The sequence below is a fragment of the Streptomyces sp. NPDC006259 genome, from assembly GCF_042870975.1.
Lineage (GTDB): Bacteria > Actinomycetota > Actinomycetes > Streptomycetales > Streptomycetaceae > Streptomyces.
Genome location: NZ_JBIAHY010000001.1, coordinates 197,223 through 213,810, shown reverse-complemented (window position 1 = coordinate 213,810; position 16,588 = coordinate 197,223). Strand labels below are relative to the sequence as shown.

15 protein-coding genes are annotated in these 16,588 nt (G+C 72.1%); 6 read left to right on the top strand and 9 right to left on the bottom strand.

Features of this window, described 5'->3' with window-relative positions; translation table 11 throughout:
- Positions 1-306 precede the first annotated feature (306 nt).
- The 3 genes from ACFYO5_RS00970 to ACFYO5_RS00960 all read right to left on the bottom strand — a co-directional run bounded on the left by ACFYO5_RS00970 (position 307) and on the right by ACFYO5_RS00960 (position 3,437).
- Complete coding sequence (locus ACFYO5_RS00970) at positions 307-1,794, bottom strand: glutamate synthase subunit beta (RefSeq protein ID WP_388702721.1); 1,488 nt, start codon at positions 1,792-1,794, stop codon at positions 307-309.
- A gap of 140 nt (positions 1,795-1,934) precedes the next feature.
- Positions 1,935-2,414, bottom strand: a complete 480-nt coding sequence (locus ACFYO5_RS00965) for a DUF1772 domain-containing protein (protein ID WP_388702718.1) — start codon at positions 2,412-2,414, stop codon at positions 1,935-1,937.
- 318 nt (positions 2,415-2,732) lie between these two features.
- A complete protein-coding gene (locus tag ACFYO5_RS00960) occupies positions 2,733-3,437 on the bottom strand; it encodes a DUF2293 domain-containing protein (protein ID WP_388702715.1) in 705 nt (234 codons plus the stop codon).
- A 144-nt stretch (positions 3,438-3,581) separates the two neighbouring features.
- Between ACFYO5_RS00960 and ACFYO5_RS00955 the strand changes: the two genes are divergently transcribed.
- Together ACFYO5_RS00955 and ACFYO5_RS00950 are read left to right on the top strand one after the other, a co-directional pair.
- Positions 3,582-4,214 (top strand): uridine kinase, encoded by a 633-nt coding sequence (locus ACFYO5_RS00955; RefSeq protein WP_388702712.1) that lies wholly within the window; start codon positions 3,582-3,584, stop codon positions 4,212-4,214.
- Positions 4,215-4,284: 70 nt separating this feature from the next.
- On the top strand, positions 4,285-4,698 hold the full coding sequence (locus ACFYO5_RS00950; RefSeq protein WP_388702709.1) for a PPOX class F420-dependent oxidoreductase: 414 nt from the start codon (positions 4,285-4,287) through the stop codon (positions 4,696-4,698).
- A gap of 363 nt (positions 4,699-5,061) precedes the next feature.
- On the opposite strand, the gene ACFYO5_RS00945 is transcribed toward ACFYO5_RS00950, so the two are convergent.
- On the bottom strand, positions 5,062-6,207 hold the full coding sequence (locus ACFYO5_RS00945; protein WP_388702708.1) for a magnesium and cobalt transport protein CorA: 1,146 nt from the start codon (positions 6,205-6,207) through the stop codon (positions 5,062-5,064).
- 257 nt (positions 6,208-6,464) lie between these two features.
- Here ACFYO5_RS00945 and ACFYO5_RS00940 point away from each other — a divergent pair, with 257 nt between their 5' ends.
- Positions 6,465-7,259 carry a methyltransferase domain-containing protein gene (locus ACFYO5_RS00940; protein ID WP_388702705.1) on the top strand — a complete coding sequence of 265 codons (795 nt, stop codon included), beginning with the start codon at positions 6,465-6,467 and terminating at the stop codon, positions 7,257-7,259.
- Between the two features lie 443 nt (positions 7,260-7,702).
- Here ACFYO5_RS00940 and ACFYO5_RS00935 read toward each other — a convergent pair whose 3' ends face one another.
- The gene (locus ACFYO5_RS00935) at positions 7,703-8,620 is read right to left on the bottom strand and encodes a carbohydrate kinase family protein (protein ID WP_388704674.1); all 918 of its coding nucleotides are present in this window, start codon (positions 8,618-8,620) and stop codon (positions 7,703-7,705) included.
- Between the two features lie 110 nt (positions 8,621-8,730).
- Positions 8,731-9,636, bottom strand: coding sequence for a pseudouridine-5'-phosphate glycosidase (locus tag ACFYO5_RS00930; RefSeq protein WP_388704670.1), 906 nt, complete (start codon positions 9,634-9,636; stop codon positions 8,731-8,733).
- Between the two features lie 102 nt (positions 9,637-9,738).
- Between ACFYO5_RS00930 and ACFYO5_RS00925 the strand changes: the two genes are divergently transcribed.
- A complete protein-coding gene (locus ACFYO5_RS00925) occupies positions 9,739-10,167 on the top strand; it encodes a VOC family protein (RefSeq protein WP_356569206.1) in 429 nt (142 codons plus the stop codon).
- Here the strand turns inward: ACFYO5_RS00925 and ACFYO5_RS00920 are convergent.
- The 3 genes from ACFYO5_RS00920 to ACFYO5_RS00910 all read right to left on the bottom strand — a co-directional run bounded on the left by ACFYO5_RS00920 (position 10,158) and on the right by ACFYO5_RS00910 (position 13,134).
- A complete protein-coding gene (locus ACFYO5_RS00920) occupies positions 10,158-11,483 on the bottom strand; it encodes an MFS transporter (RefSeq protein ID WP_388702703.1) in 1,326 nt (441 codons plus the stop codon). The two genes, ACFYO5_RS00925 and ACFYO5_RS00920, sit on opposite strands and share 10 nt — an antisense overlap.
- A 165-nt stretch (positions 11,484-11,648) precedes the next feature.
- Positions 11,649-12,200 (bottom strand): methylated-DNA--[protein]-cysteine S-methyltransferase, encoded by a 552-nt coding sequence (locus tag ACFYO5_RS00915; RefSeq protein WP_388702700.1) that lies wholly within the window; start codon positions 12,198-12,200, stop codon positions 11,649-11,651.
- Positions 12,201-12,261: 61 nt separating this feature from the next.
- Complete coding sequence (locus ACFYO5_RS00910) at positions 12,262-13,134, bottom strand: glycerophosphodiester phosphodiesterase (RefSeq protein ID WP_388702697.1); 873 nt, start codon at positions 13,132-13,134, stop codon at positions 12,262-12,264.
- Positions 13,135-13,409: 275 nt separating this feature from the next.
- Here ACFYO5_RS00910 and ACFYO5_RS00905 point away from each other — a divergent pair, with 275 nt between their 5' ends.
- Together ACFYO5_RS00905 and uvrB are read left to right on the top strand one after the other, a co-directional pair.
- Positions 13,410-14,276, top strand: coding sequence for an MHYT domain-containing protein (locus ACFYO5_RS00905; protein WP_388702694.1), 867 nt, complete (start codon positions 13,410-13,412; stop codon positions 14,274-14,276).
- 40 nt (positions 14,277-14,316) lie between these two features.
- On the top strand, positions 14,317-16,464 hold the full coding sequence (gene uvrB / locus ACFYO5_RS00900; RefSeq protein ID WP_388702691.1) for an excinuclease ABC subunit UvrB: 2,148 nt from the start codon (positions 14,317-14,319) through the stop codon (positions 16,462-16,464).
- The last annotated feature ends 124 nt before the right edge of the window (positions 16,465-16,588 follow it).

The following is a 16,588-nucleotide window of genomic DNA, read 5'->3' as shown; positions in this document are numbered from 1 at the left end:
GGATCGGTCGGCCGTGGCCTGGCGGACGGCGGGGTGATCGGCCGTGGATCGACCGACCGGCCGGGCGCCCGGCCGGTCGCTTGCGGGCTTGCGGGCTGGCGGGCTGGCGGACCGGATGACGGGAGATCGGTCGCCGTGGACCGGTCGCCCGTGGCCGGCGGACCGGCGGACCGGCGGACCGGCGGACCGGATGTCGGCGGATCGGCCGCCGGTGGACCGACCGCCTGTGGACCGGCGCCTCGTGGCCTGGCGATGGGGTCGCCGGCTGTGCGTGGACCGGTGGCCGGGGCGCCGGCCGCCCGTCTCCTACACGCTCATCGGCCGGTCGTACGGTCCGACCGGTGCCGGCAGTCGTGAGCTTCCCGTGAGGTGGCGGTCGACGGCCGCGGCGACCGCCCGTCCCTCGGCGATCGCCCACACGATCAGCGACTGCCCGCGTGCGGCGTCCCCGGCGGCGAACACGCCGGGCACGTTCGTCGCGAAGCCCGCGTCCCGCGCGATCGTGCCGCGCGGCTCCAGCGCCAGCCCCAACTGCTCGATGAGCCCGTCGTCCCGGTCGGGACCGGAGAAGCCGAGGGCGAGCAGGACCAGATCGGCCGGGAGTGCCCGCGCGGTGCCCTCCACCGGCCGCCGCTTCGCGTCGACCTCGACCAGGTGCAGCGCCCGGACGCGCCCGTTCTCGTCGCCCGTGAAGCGGAGGGTGGACGCCGCGAACAGGCGCGCGTCCGCATCCGCCGCCGGCGCGACTCCCAGGTCGCGCGCTTCCTCGTGCGCGGCGGACAGCCGGTAGATCTTCGGGTACGTCGGCCAGGGATTGGCGTCCTCGTCGCGCTCCGCGCCCGGCTGGGCGTAGATGTCCAGCTGGGTCACGGACGCGGCACCCTCACGGATCGCCGTGCCCAGGCAGTCCGCGCCCGTGTCGCCGCCGCCCACGATGACCACGTGCTTGCCCGCGGCGGACATCGGGGACCGCTCCAGATCGCCCTCGCACACCCGGTTGGCCAGCGGCAGGTACTCCATCGCCTGCTGGATGCCGGTCAACTCCCGACCCGGTACGTGCAGTTCCCGCCACTCGGTCGACCCGGTGGCGATCACCACGGCGTCGTAGCGCGTCCGCAGATCGTCGGCCGTCACGTCCCGCCCGATCGTGGTCGACGTACGGAACTTCGTGCCCTCCGCCCGCATCTGCTCGATCCGGCGCTCCAGATGCCGTTTCTCCATTTTGAACTCGGGGATGCCGTACCGCATGAGCCCGCCGATCCGGTCGTCCTTCTCGTAGACGGCGACGGTGTGCCCGGCCCGCGTCAGCTGCTGGGCGGCGGCCAGTCCGGTGGGTCCGGAGCCGATCACCGCAACGGTGCGGCCGGACAACCGGTCCGGCGGCCGGGGCGGGGTGAGTCCGTCCGTCCAGGCCCGGTCGGCGATCGCGGCCTCGATGTTCTTGATGGTGACGGCCGGCTGGTTGATGGCGAGCACGCACCCGGCCTCGCACGGCGCCGGACACAACAGCCCGGTGAACTCCGGGAAGTTGTTCGTCGCGTGCAGCCGGTCGCTCGCCGCCCGCCAGTCCTCACGGGAGACCAGGTCGTTCCAGTCGGGGATCAGATTGCCGAGCGGGCAGGCGTCGTGGCAGAAGGGGACGCCGCAGTCCATGCAGCGGTCGGCCTGTCCGCTGATGACGGGGAGGAGCGCCCCGGGAACGTACACCTCGTCCCAGTCGCGGACCCGCTCCCCGACCGGCCGGCGCGGCCAGTCCTGGCGGGGCGTGGTCATGAATCCCTTGGGATCGGCCATGGCCGTCTTCCTTGCGTGCGCTTTCGACGGGGCCGTGCGTCATCGGGCGGCACTCTTCCCGCCACGATACGTCCCCTCCGCACTCCGCGCAGAGCACGGGACAGCGCTTGCTGCGGGCGTGCCCGGCCATACGCCGACCGTCACGTCAGAGCCAGCACATAGGCGAGCGCCGCGGCGGTCGAGGCAACCGTGCGGACGTGGTTCCAGACCGTCCACTCACGCACGTAGGTCGGCCAGTAGGAGGCCGCCTCCGCGGTGCCCGGCGCCAGCCTGGCCAGCGCGTTGTTGCGGGGCACGTTCGCGAACATGGTCACCGCGAACGAGCCGAACAGATACAGCGCGCTGCCCAGCAGCAACTCCACCGCCCCCTCGTCAGGCCACAGCACGAACGTCACCACCGCGATCACCGCGCAGAGCGCCGCCGTGCCGACGAACAGGAGCATGAACGCCGGCGTCACCGCCGTCACGTTGATCGCCTTCATCGCGGCGACGCCCTGCGCCGGCGGCAGCGCGGCCAGCCCCCTCATCACGAAGGTCGAGAACCCGCAGAAGACCCCCGCCACCAGCCCGGTGCCGAGCACCCCGAGCACCGCCAGTACGGCATACGGTCCCTCGATCATGTCGTCCTCCCCAACGCCCCGCGGGCACCCGTCCGCTTCGTCCGTCCACACCAGTGAAGTGCCCCGCGCCGACCGCCACCATCGCCGAGAGCCTCGGGGGCATACGCGAACGTCCAGAGCGGGTCGGGGGAGGAGCCACCGACCCGGAGCGGTGCAGCCGACCCGGCGTGGTGCAGCCGACCCGGCGTGGTGCCACCGGCCTGGCGTGGTGCCACCGGCCTGGCGTGGTGCCACCGGCCTGGCGTGGTGCCACCGGCCTGGCGTGCCGCCACCGGTCCGGCGTGGTGCCGATGACCCGGCGCGGCGGCGCCCCCTGTCTCAACGACCGGCGGCTCCGATCCCCGCCTCCCACCCCCACCCGCCCAGCACCGCCTCCACGCCCGCCGCGATCCGCCGTCGCGCCTCCCGCCGCGGCACCCCGCTCATCAACAACCCGTCGTACGAAGTGTCCAGATGCCGTACGGACGCCGCGACCGCCGAGACCACCGCACCCTCGGACAACGCCCGCCCTGCGGCACTGCGCCCCACCCGTCCGCTGCCCCGCACCGACGCGTGCGCGGCGATCGCGGCGGCCCGGTCCTGCGGGCAGCCGGGAAACAACCGCAGGATCTCCGCCGCGAACGCCTCCGCGAACCGCGCGTCCTGTGCCGCCCGCCGCCGGGCGTCCCGCACCCGGCGTCGTCTGCGCGCCTCCACGTCGGCCAGGCATCGTGCCTCCGCCCGCACCAGCCCCGCCTCCTCGACGAGGACGCCCTGACGTTCGTAGCGCCCCCTGCGGCGGTTGAACCGGACGACGACCACCGAGAGCGGGCTCTCTTCCCGCGCCCTGCGGGTGAGCGCCGTGTCACCGCGCGGCAGGAACACCAGATGCCCCAGGTCCGCGCAGCCGAGGCAGCGCGGCGCGCCGTCCTCGACGACCAGCATCGGCAGCGGCCCACGCCGACATCCGGCACAGTGCCGCTGCCGCGACGGCTGGATCACGACAAGCCCGCCACGAGGCGGTGGAGTTGAGAGGACCTGCATACCGGCTGCATTCCCCCTCCCGAGCCACGCGGCACCACGCGATCACCATGCCGAACCGGAACACGCCCGCCGGTCCCCTCCGGGGCGACCACCGGCCCCGAGCCCGTGACGCGTCCGGACCGGCACCTGTCGCATGATGGCCGTGTGCGACTCGAAGCGATCACCTGGGAACGGCTCGGCGACCACCTCGCCGACCGCCTGCTCGACCTGAAGCCGGAGGACGGCGGTCCCTGGCCGCGGGTCGCCTTCGACGGCGCCCCGGCGGCCCGCCCCGGAGACCTCGCCGAACGCGTCGCCGAGGCGCTGCGGATACGGGGCCGCCCCTCCCGTGTCGTCGACACCCGGGGTTTCCTGCGCCCTGCCTCGGTGCGTCTGGAGTACGGCCATCATGATGTCGAGGCCTACTACGACGGCTGGTTCGACACCGGTGCCCTGTGGCGTGAGGTGTTCGGCCCTCTCGAACCCGGCGGCGACGGACGGATCCTGCCCGATCTGTGGGACCCGGTCACCGACCGCGCCACCCGCAGCCCCTACGTCCAACTGCCACCCGGCGGCGTTCTGTTGCTGCACGGACCCTTTCTGCTGCGGCACTGGTTCCCCTTCGATCTGACCGTCCATGTCCTCCTCTCCGCGCCCGCCCTGCGCCGGCGCACCGCCGAAGCGGACCGGTGGACGCTGCCCGCCTTCGAGCGCTACGACCAGGAGACCGGTCCGGCGGCCGCGGCGGACGTGCTCGTCCGCGCGGACGATCCGCGACATCCGGCGTGGAACGGGTGATCCACCACTGATCCGTAACCCTTTCACCGCGCCCCTTTTTAATGCACATGCATGAAACTAGAGTGCTGCCATGACGAACTCCTCCAGCGCCCCTGTCTCCCTGGACGCCTCGGTCCGCACCCTGCTGGACGGCAGGAACTTCGCGTCCGTCGCCACCCTCGGCCCCGACGGGGCTCCCCAGAACTCGGTCGTCTGGATCAAACGCGAGGGCGACACCGTCCTGTTCTCGTCCACCGACGGACGCCAGAAGGTGCGCAACCTCCGCCGCGACCCCCGCATCAGCCTCTCGGTCTTCGACCTCGCCAACCCCTACACGTCCGTGGAGATCCGCGGCACCGCCGAGATCCTCCCCGACGGCGACAAACGCCTGCCGCACGAGCTGTCGCACAAGTACCTCGGCATCGACCCGCCGGCCGAGAAGGACGACGAGGTGCGCCTGATCATCCGCGTCGTGCCACGGAAGGTCGTCGGGTTCTCGGCCTGACCCCCGGCCGCCCCGGCCTCCTCCCTGATGGGCGCCGCGCCGCACCCGCCCCCGCCTGGCGCGGCCCGACGCTCCCCGCCTGCCGACTCGGTCCGACCGCCTCCTGCCGGCTCCCACGGCCGCCTTCCGCACACCGCCGGACCTGCGGTCGGTGACCGGCCCGGCGAGAAGGGGGTGTGGGGGCACGAGTGCGGGGCGCGCCAGGACAGTGACGTACACCGTGCCGCGCCGACCGTCCCCTGCCGGGAGGCACACCATGCCGGTCGGACGGCCAGGTGGCCGCCGGGGCCTAGAGCGTCCACACCAGACACCAGGACCGGCGCCCCCGCTCCTGACACGTGCCGACCGCCCGCAGGCGCCGCCTCAGAGCCAGCCGTTGCGCCGGAAGCCGCGGTACAGGGACAGGCAGGCGAGGGTTATCAGCCCGATGGCCATGCCGTAGCCGTACTTCCAGTGCAGCTCCGGCATGTGTGCGAAGTTCATGCCGTAGACCCCGCAGATCATCGTCGGCACGGCGACGATCGCGGCCCAGGCGGTGATCTTCCGCATGTCCTCGTTCTGCGCGACGGTGACCTGTGCGAGGTGCGCCTGCAGAATCGAGTTGAGCAGTTCGTCGAAGGCCGCGATCTGTTCCGTCGCGCGCAGGAGATGGTCGGAGACGTCCCGGAAGTAGGCCTGTATCTCGGGGTCGACCACCCGCATCGGCCTGGTCGCGAGATCCTGGAGCGGCCGGCTCAGCGGCACCACCGCCCGCTTCAGCTCCAGCAGTTCGCGCTTGAGCTGGTAGATGCGACCGGGGTCGGCCCGCGCGCCGTTCTCCGCGAAGACGTCCGTCTCCACCTGGTCGATGTCGCCCTGGACGGCGTCGACGACGTCGAGGTAGTCGTCGATCACGTGGTCCGCGACCGCGTGCAGCACCGCCGACGGTCCCTTGGCGAGCTGACCGGGATCGGACTCCAGTTCCTCGCGCAGCGGGCCCAGCGAGCCGTGCCTCCCATGGCGCACGGTGATGACGAAGTCCGGGCCCACGAACACCATGATCTCGCCGGTGTCGACCACCTCGCTCGTCGCCGTGAGCTGCTCGTGCTCGACGTAACAGACCGTCTTGAACACCGCGAACAACGTCTCGCCGTACCGCTCCACCTTCGGGCGCTGATGGGCCTCCACCGCGTCCTCGACCGCCAGCGGGTGCAGGTCGAAGAGGTCGGCGATGCCCGCGAACTCCGCGTTCGTCGGCTCGTGGAGGCCGAGCCAGACGAATCCGTGTCCGCTCTTGCGCACCAACTCCACGGTGCGCACCAGATCGCCGCCGACCGGAACGCGCGAGCCCTCGCGGTAGGTCACGCAGTTCACCACCGACGACCCCAACGGCGACCGCGCCGGATGGCTCAGATCGACCCGCGCCCGACGACGGGCCAGACGCGCCACCCCGCGCAGACCGCCGACCCCGCGCAGACCGACGACCCCGCCCAGGCCGGTGACCTTCCGCAGATTCCCCGCCATGGTCATCCCGACCTCCTTCTGTGGTTCCCCGTGCGTGACCTCCACGCTCTGGCGCGCCAGTCTGCCAGGCTCGCGCAGACCGTGGGCAAGCCTGTGGAAAGGGGACGTTCCGCTTGGTTCCCGCCTGTGGACAAGGTGAACGGGGGTCTGCCCCGGAGACGCACTAGCTTCGTCGTCTCCACCCTGCCAGTACCGTCCCCGGCCACCGCGACCAGGCCGTGCGGTCCGCCTCGGCCGTCGGGAGAACTGGGATGCTTCCCCGTATGACGCGCAGCGACCGCTACCTCCTGGACAACCAGCGGACCGAGGCGGGGGAGCGTTTCGACGCGTTCGCCACCCTCTTCGATCCCACGACGTTCCGGCACATCGAAGGGCTGGGCGTGGGCCCGGGGTGGCGCTGCTGGGAGGTCGGCGCGGGCGGCACCTCGGTGGTGTCCTGGCTGGCGAAGAAGGTCGGCCCCACCGGCAAGGTCGTCGCCACCGACATCGACACCTCCCGACTGACCGGGGCCGCGCGCCCGCCGGTCGAGGTACGGGTGCACGACGTCGGTGCCGAGGAACCGCCCGACGAGGGCTTCGACCTGATCCACGCACGGCTCGTCCTCGTCCATGTGCCCGAGCGGGAACGGGCGCTGCGCTCCATGGTCGGAGCCCTGCGGCCGGGCGGACGGCTCCTCCTGGAGGACGCGGACCCGGCCCTCCAGCCGCTGCTCTGCCCCGACGAGCACGGCCCGGAGCAGCGGTTGGCGAACCGCCTGCGGCAGGGCTTCCGCGCACTCCTGGCCGACCGCGGCGCCGATCTGTCCTACGGCCGCAGGCTCCCACGCCTGCTTCGCGAGGCAGGACTGAACGGTGTGGAGGCCGACGCCTACTTCCCGCTCACCTCGCCGGCCTGCGCCGCCCTGGAGTCCGCGACGGTCCGCCAGATCCGCGCCGAACTCGTGACCGCCGGCATCGCGACCGACGAGGACATCGACCGCCACCTCGCCAACGTCGCCTCCGGCGACATGGACCTCGCGACGGCACCACTGATCTCGGCATGGGGGAGGAAAGCATGAGGTGGGCGGGCCACCGCGCCTCGGCCGACCCGGCGAGCAGCGGTCATCGCCTCCGACTCCCGTCGCGACCGGGCCTTGCCGGGCATTGAGGGCGGTGTGGCCCCGCCGCCGACTTCCGCCCCGGCGCGCCTCATCGGCAGTGGTGGCGAGGTGTGGTCGGCGGTGTCGGCTGCGTGTGTGTCTTGACTCCTGTCCTGTCCGCCGGTGTCCGCCGCCGTCCGCAGCGTCGGCCGTGTCGTCGTCGCAACTCTGCGTGTGTCGGCCGGTGTTCGACGCCGTCCGCGGTGCCGGCCGCGTCCCCTTCGTGACTTACCGCGTGTCCCCCGGTGTTGGCTCCTGCCGACAGTGCCGACAGTGCCGACAGTGCCGACAGTGCCGACAGTGCCGACAGTGCCGACCGGGCGGCCGTCCCCCCTCGGCGTACGACCCGCGGCGCCGTGCCGTCATCGCGCGGGGGTCGTCGCCTCCGCCCCCGTGGTCGTCGGAGGCCGGCCGCCCACCCGCTCCACCGCCAGCGCGCCGGCCCGGCACCCCTCGACCGCGGCCCGCGCGGGCTCGGCACCCGCGAGCAGGGCGGCGAGGAACGCGCCCGTGAAGGCGTCGCCCGCGCCCGTGGTGTCCCTCGGTGTGGCCGGGACGGCGGGGACGCGCGCGACCACGGCGCCGTCCCGGGCCACCACGGCTCCGGCCGCACCCTGCTTCGCCACCACCAGCGGCACGCTGCGGCTGAGGTCGGCGGCCGCGTCCGCTCCGTCGGCCGCTCCGGTCAGCAGACACGCCTCGTCCCGGCTGGGCAGCAGCAGGTCCACGCCCCGCACCAGAGCCAGGAACCGGTCGGCGCCCAGCTCGGCCAGGAAACCCGCCGACGCCGGATCCAGACTCACCGGCACCCCACGCGCGCGTGCCGACGCCAACGCCGCCCGCACCAGCGCCCGCCCCGACGCGGAGAACAGCAGGTAGCCCGACAGATGGAGCCGGGCGACCCCGTCGAGCATCGCCTCCGACCAGTCGGCCGGGTCGAGCCGCAGCGAGGCGCCGCTGTCGGTGAGGAACGTCCGCTCGGCCGCGGCCTCCGTGTCGACCAGACAGATCACCGTCCCGGTCGGCGCCTCGGGATCCACCACGAGCAGGGGCCGTACGCCGGAGGCCGCCAGCTCCCGTCCGTGCCAGGCCGCCGCCTCCGCACCCACCCGACCGAGCAGCCGTACGTCGGCACAGCCCCGGTGCGCCGCCCAGCACGCCACGTTGGCGCCCGCACCGCCCGGCAGGGTCCGGACCACCGCGGCCGTGTCCGTCCCCGAGGCCAGCGGCCCCCGGTGGCGCGCGACGACGTCCGTGACGACATCCCCGACGACCAGCAGCGCCCCGCCCTGCCGCCGTCGCCGCCCGAGGACCGACGCCGGAGCCGGATCCGTAGCCGTCCCTGTCCCGGAGCCGTCGGAGCCGTGCTTCACCTTGCTCGCCTCGCCCGTCACTCCCCGGTCCACGCCGAGGCGATCCGCGCCGCCAGCCGGACGTTGCCGCGCACCGCCGCCAGGTTGGCGCTCAGTGAGGCACCGTCCGTGTGGCGGACCAGGTGGTCGAGGAGGAACGGCGTGACGGCCTGGCCCGTGACCTTCTCCGCCGCACAGGCGTCCAGCGCCTCCGCGAGCACACGCGCGTGCAGCGCCGGATCCAACTGATCCTCCATCGGAACCGGGTTCGCGACGATCAGCGCCGACTCCGGTACCCCCAGCGAGTCCTGAGCCCGCATCACGTCCGCCACCTGACCGGGACTCTCCAGAGTCCAGTCCACCGGATGCCCGGAGTCGGACAGGTAGAAGCCGGGGAAGCGTCCCGTGCGGTACCCGGCGACGGCGACACCCAGCGTCTCCAACCGCTGAAGCGTCGCCGGCACGTCCAGGATCGACTTCACCCCCGCGCACACCACCGTGATCCGGGTACGCGCCAGCAGACCCAGATCGGCCGACTCGTCCTGGGTGACCGTCCACTCCCGGTGCACCCCACCGAGCCCGCCCGTCGCGAACACCCGCACCCCGGCCAGCGCCGCGAGCAGCGCGGTCGCCGACACCGTCGTCGCCCCGCTCGCCCTCGAGGCGACCGCGAGCGGCAGGTCACGATGGCCCAGCTTGCGGATCCCGTCCTCATGGGCGACCCGCTCCAACTGCTCCTCGTCGAGGCCGACACGGGGGCGCCCGTCCAGCACGGCGACCGTCGCCGGTACGGCGCCCTCCTCGCGCACCACCGCCTCCAGCTCCCGCGCCACCCGCAGGTTGCGCGGGCGTGGCAGGCCGTGGGCGATGATCGTCGACTCCAGTGCCACCACCGGTCGACGCGCCTCGATCGCCTCCCGTACCTCCTCCGACACCACCAGCACCACGCGCCCGCCTCCTGTCCGTCGGTCCTCCCTCATCTCTGGCGGGCGGCACGCCGGGCCAAACCCTTGCGCCCTGTGGGGGACGACACCAGCCTTGACGGCATGACCGACATCCCGCCTCGCCTCGACCACGTCGTCCTGTGGGCGCGCGACCCGCTCGCCGCGGCCGACTTCTACGAGAACGTCGTCGGCCTGGCGCCCGTCCGGCTCGCCGCTTTCGCCGCGGGCGAGGAGCCCTTCCCCTCCGTCCGGGTCGACGACGGGACCCTCCTCGACCTCATGCCGCTGACCATGGTGAAGGGCATGACGATGCTCCCCGGGGCGGCCGACAGCGCCGGACACCCCGTGAACCACATCTGCCTCGCCCTGTCCCGGACCGCCTTCGACGCCCTGCGCACCCGCCTGGCCGAGCACGCCGTCCCCGTCTCGGACGTCTCGTACGGCTCCTTCGGCGCCCGTGGCGAGGCCACCCGCAGCTGCTACTTCCGCGACCCGGACGGCAACATCGTCGAGATCAGGCACTACGACTGACGTGGGCACCGGTGGGCCGGCGCCGCCTCGCCGTGCCCCGTCGGCCGAACCCGTCGTGCCCTGGCCCCCGTGAACAGGACCAACGCCGCCAGGGGCAGGAGCAGGCATGCCGCGGCGGCGTTCAGCCATGCGTAGCCCGCCTTGGCGACCACCAGCCCGGCGACCGCCCCGCCGAGGCCCGCCGAGGTGTTCATCGTGAGGTCGGACAGGCCCTGGGCGGCGGCCCGGGCGGCCTGCGGCACGGCGTCCGTCAGCAGGGCCGAACCCGACACCAGCCCGGCCGACCAGCCGAGGCCCAGCACGAAGAGGCCGGCGGCGGTCTGCCCATGGCTGTCGCCCGCCGTCCCCGCCAGGAACATCCCGCAGGCCAGCAGCCCCGCCGCGAGCCCCGTCACGGACAGCCGCCCCACCCGGTCCGCCAGCCTCCCCATCAAGGGCGAGAACGCGTACATGCCCGCGATGTGCCCGCTGATGACCAGCCCGATCAGATCGATGCCCGCCCCGTGACGGGCGAGGTCGACCGGGGTCATCGACATCACCGAGACCATCGCCGTGTGCGACACGGCCACCGTCACGAGCGCGAGCCGCGCGTGGGGCGAGGCGGCGACCGCGGCCAGCCCGGCGCGCAGTGAACGCGCCTCGGCGGACCGCTCGTCCTCCGGCGCGAGGGCCCGAGCCGTCAGCAGCGGGTCCGGGCGCAGCAGTACGGCCACCACGACCCCCGATATCAGGAACGTGCCGGCCGCCCACAGGAACGGCCCCGCCGCCTCCGGTATCCCGAGCCCGGAGACGCTACGGCCGGCGGGAGCCGCGATGTTGGGGCCCAGCACCGCGCCGACCGTGGTCGCCCACACGACCAGGGAGATGGCCCGCGCCCGCCGCTGCGGTTCGGCCAGATCGGCCGCCGCGAACCGGGCCTGCAGGTTCGCCGACGATGCCCCGCCGAACGCGGCCATACCGCCCAACAGCAGCGGGAAGTTCCCCATGCGCGCGGCCACCACCACGACGACGGCACCCAGCGCGCCCACCAGGTAGCCCAGCACCAGACCAGGCCGGCGCCCCCGGGCCGACATCAGCGCGGCCATCGGCATCGACAGCACGGCCGTGCCGGCGACGGTCGCGGTCGGGGCGAGACCGGCCAGCGCCTCGGTGCCGCTGACCCGCTGCGCCAGCACCGTGCCCAGCGCGAGGCCCGTCGAGACACCGAGCCCGCCGAGGATCTGGCCGACGACCAGCACGGCCGTCGTACGGCGGCGGAGGGCGGGCAGGCCGGCCGCGGTGACGGGCGCGACGGGGGATCGCTCGACGGCGGTCACGGCGTACACCGGGCCGGGCGGCGGCCCGCGTGGAGCGCGGCGCCACGGCTGGAGGCACACGGGGTGCGGGTGGCATGGACCCGGTCGTGCCGAGGCCTGTGGTGGGTGGTCACCGGCGCAGTCTCCCCCCTGGCGTGCCGCCTGCCCAGATGCCCGTTCAGCCGCTCAGAACAGCGGCTCCGGCAGGACGCCCTCCAGAGCGAGCAGCCTGCGCTTGGCCTCCAGGCCGCCGCCGAAACCGCCGATCCCGCCGTCGCTCTCCACCACTCGGTGACAGGGCACGACGACCGGCAGCGGATTGGAGCCCATCGCCGCCCCGACCGCCTGCGCCGCACCGGGCTGGCCCACACGCTTGGCGAGATCGCCGTAGCCGACGACCGCGCCGTACGGGACGGTGGTCAGCTCGCGAAGGACCTGCCGGTTGAAACCGGTTATCAACGACCAGTCCAGGGGCAGCTCGAAGTCGCGCCGCTCGCCGGCGAAGTAGTCGCCGACCTGGTGTATCGCCTCGGACAGCAACGGTGATCCGGGTGACTCGACCGGCTCGGCGCCCAGCCGGTCCGCGAGGCGGTCGAGCGCCCTCTCCCGCACCGCTTCGTCGGCGTGGAACACGACATTGACCAGGCCCTCACGGGTCGCGGCGAGCAGCAGCGGGCCGATGCCGGTGCCGACGACGGCCCACACGACCTGCTGCTCGTACTGCCCATGGCTGTCCATGCGCCCACCGTACGACCTGCCACTGACAACGCCCCGGCCCGACGGCGGGCACGACGCGGGATCAGTCCCAGTACAGCGCTCGCGCCACCACGTCCGGCTTGTCGGTGATGATGCCGTCGACGCCGTAGTCGGCCATCGTCCTGGCCGCCGCCGCGTCGTCCACGGTCCAGACGAAGACCTTCAACAGGGCACCGTGCGGCCCTTCGACCGCGTGCACGGCGGAGACGTACTCCGGGGAGAGGGACACGTACGAGGGATTGATCAGGTCGGTGAACGTCGCGTACCCGGAGAGATCCCGTACCGGCGGCTTGCCCAGGAGGCCGGTCGTGACCGACGGCTCCAGGTCGTGGACGGTCCGCAGACTGCCGGCGCTGAAGCTCTGCACGACCAGCCGGCCGGCGAGATGCTCCCGGTCCAGCCACCCCTCGTCGGCGAGCACCTCGAGGGTGTCCCGTTCGATCCCCGGATACGACTCCGGGTTCTTCAGCTCCAGCAGCAGTTTCTGGTCGTGATACTCGACACGGCGGAGGTACTCCGGAAGCGTCGGTACGCGCGCGCCCGCGTACGCGGGGCCGAACCAGCTGCCCGCGTCGAGTCGCGCGATCTCTGCCGCCGTGAAGTCCTTCACCTTCCACGGCGCCCGCCCGGGAAAGACCTCCTCGACGTCGGTGGTCCGGTCCAGACCGTCGTCGTGGATCACCACGAGTTCGCCGTCCTTGGTGCGCTGGACGTCGTTCTCCACCCAGCGAACGCCCAGGTCCGCGGCCGCGTCGACGGCCGCCAGGGTGTTCTCGGGCGCCTGCGCGGAAGCGCCCCGGTGGGCGATCACCGAGGGCTTGCCGACGATGCCCGCCCGGGCGTCGTGGACGGGGAGCAGGAGCGCGACGACTCCCACCAGAGCGGTGGTCGTCGCGGCGACTGCGCGCGCGTGCATGCGTACTCCTCGCATCAGCCGGTGACTTACAGCACCACTCTGACAGCACAGCGTCATCGGCGGGCGCGTGCCGGAGGATCACACGACGAAGGTTGACGTGCGGCACCGCTCACCGATGCCGCACATTGAGGCAAGACCGTGTTTCTTTGCCGGATAATCGTTCGACCATTCCGGTGGCGGTCATACTGCTTCGCGTCAACCCTGACCGCTCGCGCGGTCCTGGGTACGGGGCGCGCTCCAGGCATTCCAGCAACAGGGCGGAAGGGCAACCGCGCATGCACGGCACGGTCGACGGATTCAGCTACGGACTCGTCACACCGCTGGTGGCCTACCTCATGGCCTGCCTCGGCGGTGCCCTCGGCCTGCGCTGCACCACCAGAGCACTGCTGGTCGCCCACTCCTGGCGCCCCGGATGGCTCGCCCTCGGCGCGGCCGCGATCGGCTCCGGCATCTGGACCATGCACTTCGTCGCCATGATGGGCTTCACCGTGGCGGGCGCCCCGATCCACTACGACAAGCCCATGACCTACGCCAGCCTCGGCGTCGCCGTCGTCATGGTGGGCCTCGGCATCTTCATCGTCGGCTACCAGGGAGCGACCGGCACCGCGCTGTTCACCGGAGGCACCATCACCGGTCTCGGCATCGCGTCGATGCACTACCTGGGCATGGCCGGCATGCGCTTCGACGGCAAGTTCGAGTACAACACCCTCACCGTCAGCGTCTCCGTGGCCATCGCGATGGCCGCCGCCACCGCCGCGCTGTGGGCCGCCGGGCAGGTCAGGGGCTTCCTGTGGAGCGTGGGCGCCAGTCTCGTCATGGGACTGGCCGTCACCGGCATGCACTACACGGGCATGGCCGCCCTCAGCGTCCATCTGCACACCACGGGCTCGCCGTCCGCCGGCGACTCGCCCGCGGGTCTCGTCGCGCCCATGCTGATCGGCCCGCTCGCCTTCCTCAGCCTCGCCGGCGTCGTGATGGTGTTCGACCCGCTCATGGTCATGGGCAAGCCGGACCGGACCCCCGCCCGGCGCAAGCCCGGCGTCCCGGCCCACCCGCACCCCGCCCGACCGGGCGGCGCGGCCAGGCTCCGCACCCGCCGCAAGGTGGTCCTCCATGAGAGCCGGACGCCGCAGAACCGCTGATCGGACCGCATTGTCAGTGGCGGGTCGTACGGTGGATGGCATGCGGCCCGTTTCCCACATCGAACGTACGGTGGCGCCTTTCGAGGTCGTCAGCCCCTACCAGCCCAGCGGTGACCAGCCGGCGGCCATCGCCGAGCTGGCCAAGCGCGTCGAGGCCGGTGAGAAGGACGTCGTCCTCCTGGGTGCGACCGGCACCGGCAAGTCCGCCACCACCGCGTGGATGATCGAGAAGCTCCAGCGCCCCACGCTCGTGATGGCGCCGAACAAGACGCTGGCCGCCCAGCTGGCCAACGAGTTCCGCGAGCTTCTGCCGAACAACGCGGTCGAGTACTTCGTCTCGTACTACGACTACTACCAGCCCGAGGCGTACGTCCCGCAGTCGGACACCTACATCGAGAAGGACTCCTCGATCAACGAGGAGGTCGAGCGCCTGCGCCACTCCGCGACCAACTCGCTGCTGACCCGCCGCGACGTCATCGTGGTCGCCTCGGTCTCCTGCATCTACGGCCTCGGTACCCCGCAGGAGTACGTGGACCGCATGGTCACGCTCAAGGTGGGCGAGGAGATCGACCGCGACCAGCTGCTGCGCCGCTTCGTGGACATCCAGTACACGCGCAACGACACGGCCTTCACCCGCGGCACCTTCCGCGTCCGCGGCGACACCATCGAGATCTTCCCCGTCTACGAGGAACTCGCCGTCCGCATCGAGATGTTCGGCGACGAGATCGAGGCCCTGTCGACCCTCCACCCGCTCACCGGCGAGATCATCAGCGACGACGAACAACTGTACGTCTTCCCCGCCACCCACTACGTCGCCGGCCCTGAGCGCCTGGAGCGCGCGGTCAACGACATCGAGAAGGAGCTGGGCGAGCGCCTCGCCGAACTCGAGAAGCAGGGCAGACTTCTCGAGGCACAGCGCCTGCGCATGCGCACCACGTACGACCTCGAGATGCTCCGCCAGATCGGCAGCTGCTCGGGCGTGGAGAACTACTCGATGCACTTCGACGGCCGCCTGCCCGGCTCCCCGCCGAACACCCTGCTCGACTACTTCCCCGACGACTTCCTGCTCGTCATCGACGAGTCGCATGTCACCGTCCCGCAGATCGGCGCCATGTACGAGGGCGACGCCTCCCGCAAGCGCACCCTCGTCGACCACGGCTTCCGGCTGCCCTCCGCCCTGGACAACCGTCCGCTGAAGTGGGAGGAGTTCCAGGAGCGCATCGGGCAGACCGTCTACCTGTCGGCGACGCCCGGCAAGTACGAACTCTCGCGCGGAGACGGCGTCGTCGAGCAGATCATCCGTCCCACCGGCCTCATCGACCCCGAGATCGTCGTCAAGCCCACCGAGGGCCAGATCGACGACCTGGTGCACGAGATCCGCACGCGCGTCGAGAAGGACGAGCGCGTCCTGGTCACCACCCTCACCAAGAAGATGTCCGAGGACCTCACCGACTACTTCCTGGAACTCGGCATCCAGGTGCGCTATCTGCACAGCGACGTCGACACCCTGCGCCGCATCGAGCTGCTGCGCGAACTGAGGGCCGGCGAGTTCGACGTGCTGGTCGGCATCAACCTCCTGCGGGAGGGCCTCGACCTGCCGGAGGTGTCCCTGGTGGCGATCCTCGACGCCGACAAGGAGGGCTTCCTGCGCTCCGGCACCTCGCTGATCCAGACCATCGGCCGCGCCGCGCGCAATGTCTCCGGCCAGGTCCACATGTACGCGGACAAGATCACCCCGGGCATGGAGCGGGCCATCGAGGAGACCAACCGCCGCCGGGAGAAGCAGATCGCCTACAACACGGAGCGGGGCATCGACCCGCAGCCGCTCCGCAAGAAGATCAACGACATCGTCGCGCAGATCGCGCGCGAAGAGGTCGACACCGAGCAGCTGCTGGGTTCTGGATACCGGGCGAAGAAGGACGGCGGAGGCACCAAGGCGCCGGTGCCCTCTCTCGGCGGCAAGGCGGCCAAGGGCGCGAAAACGACCAGGTCCGCGAAGGGGAAGGCCGACGCGACGGTCCCGACCGACCGCCCGGCGGCCGAACTCGCCGAGCAGATCGAGGAGATGACGGCGCGGATGCGGGCGGCCGCGGCGGACCTCCAGTTCGAGGTCGCGGCCCGACTGCGCGACGAGGTCTCCGAGATGAAGAAGGAACTGCGTCAGATGAAGGAGGCGGGTCTGGCCTGACGGAGCGCGCGAGCCGGTCGTCCCACGCGCTGTGTTGCAAGAACGACACAAAGTGCGCTCCCGGGTACGGCACTGTCGGTGCCCTTGCGTAGGGTTTTCGACAACCGCGGGGACCGCGGCAACA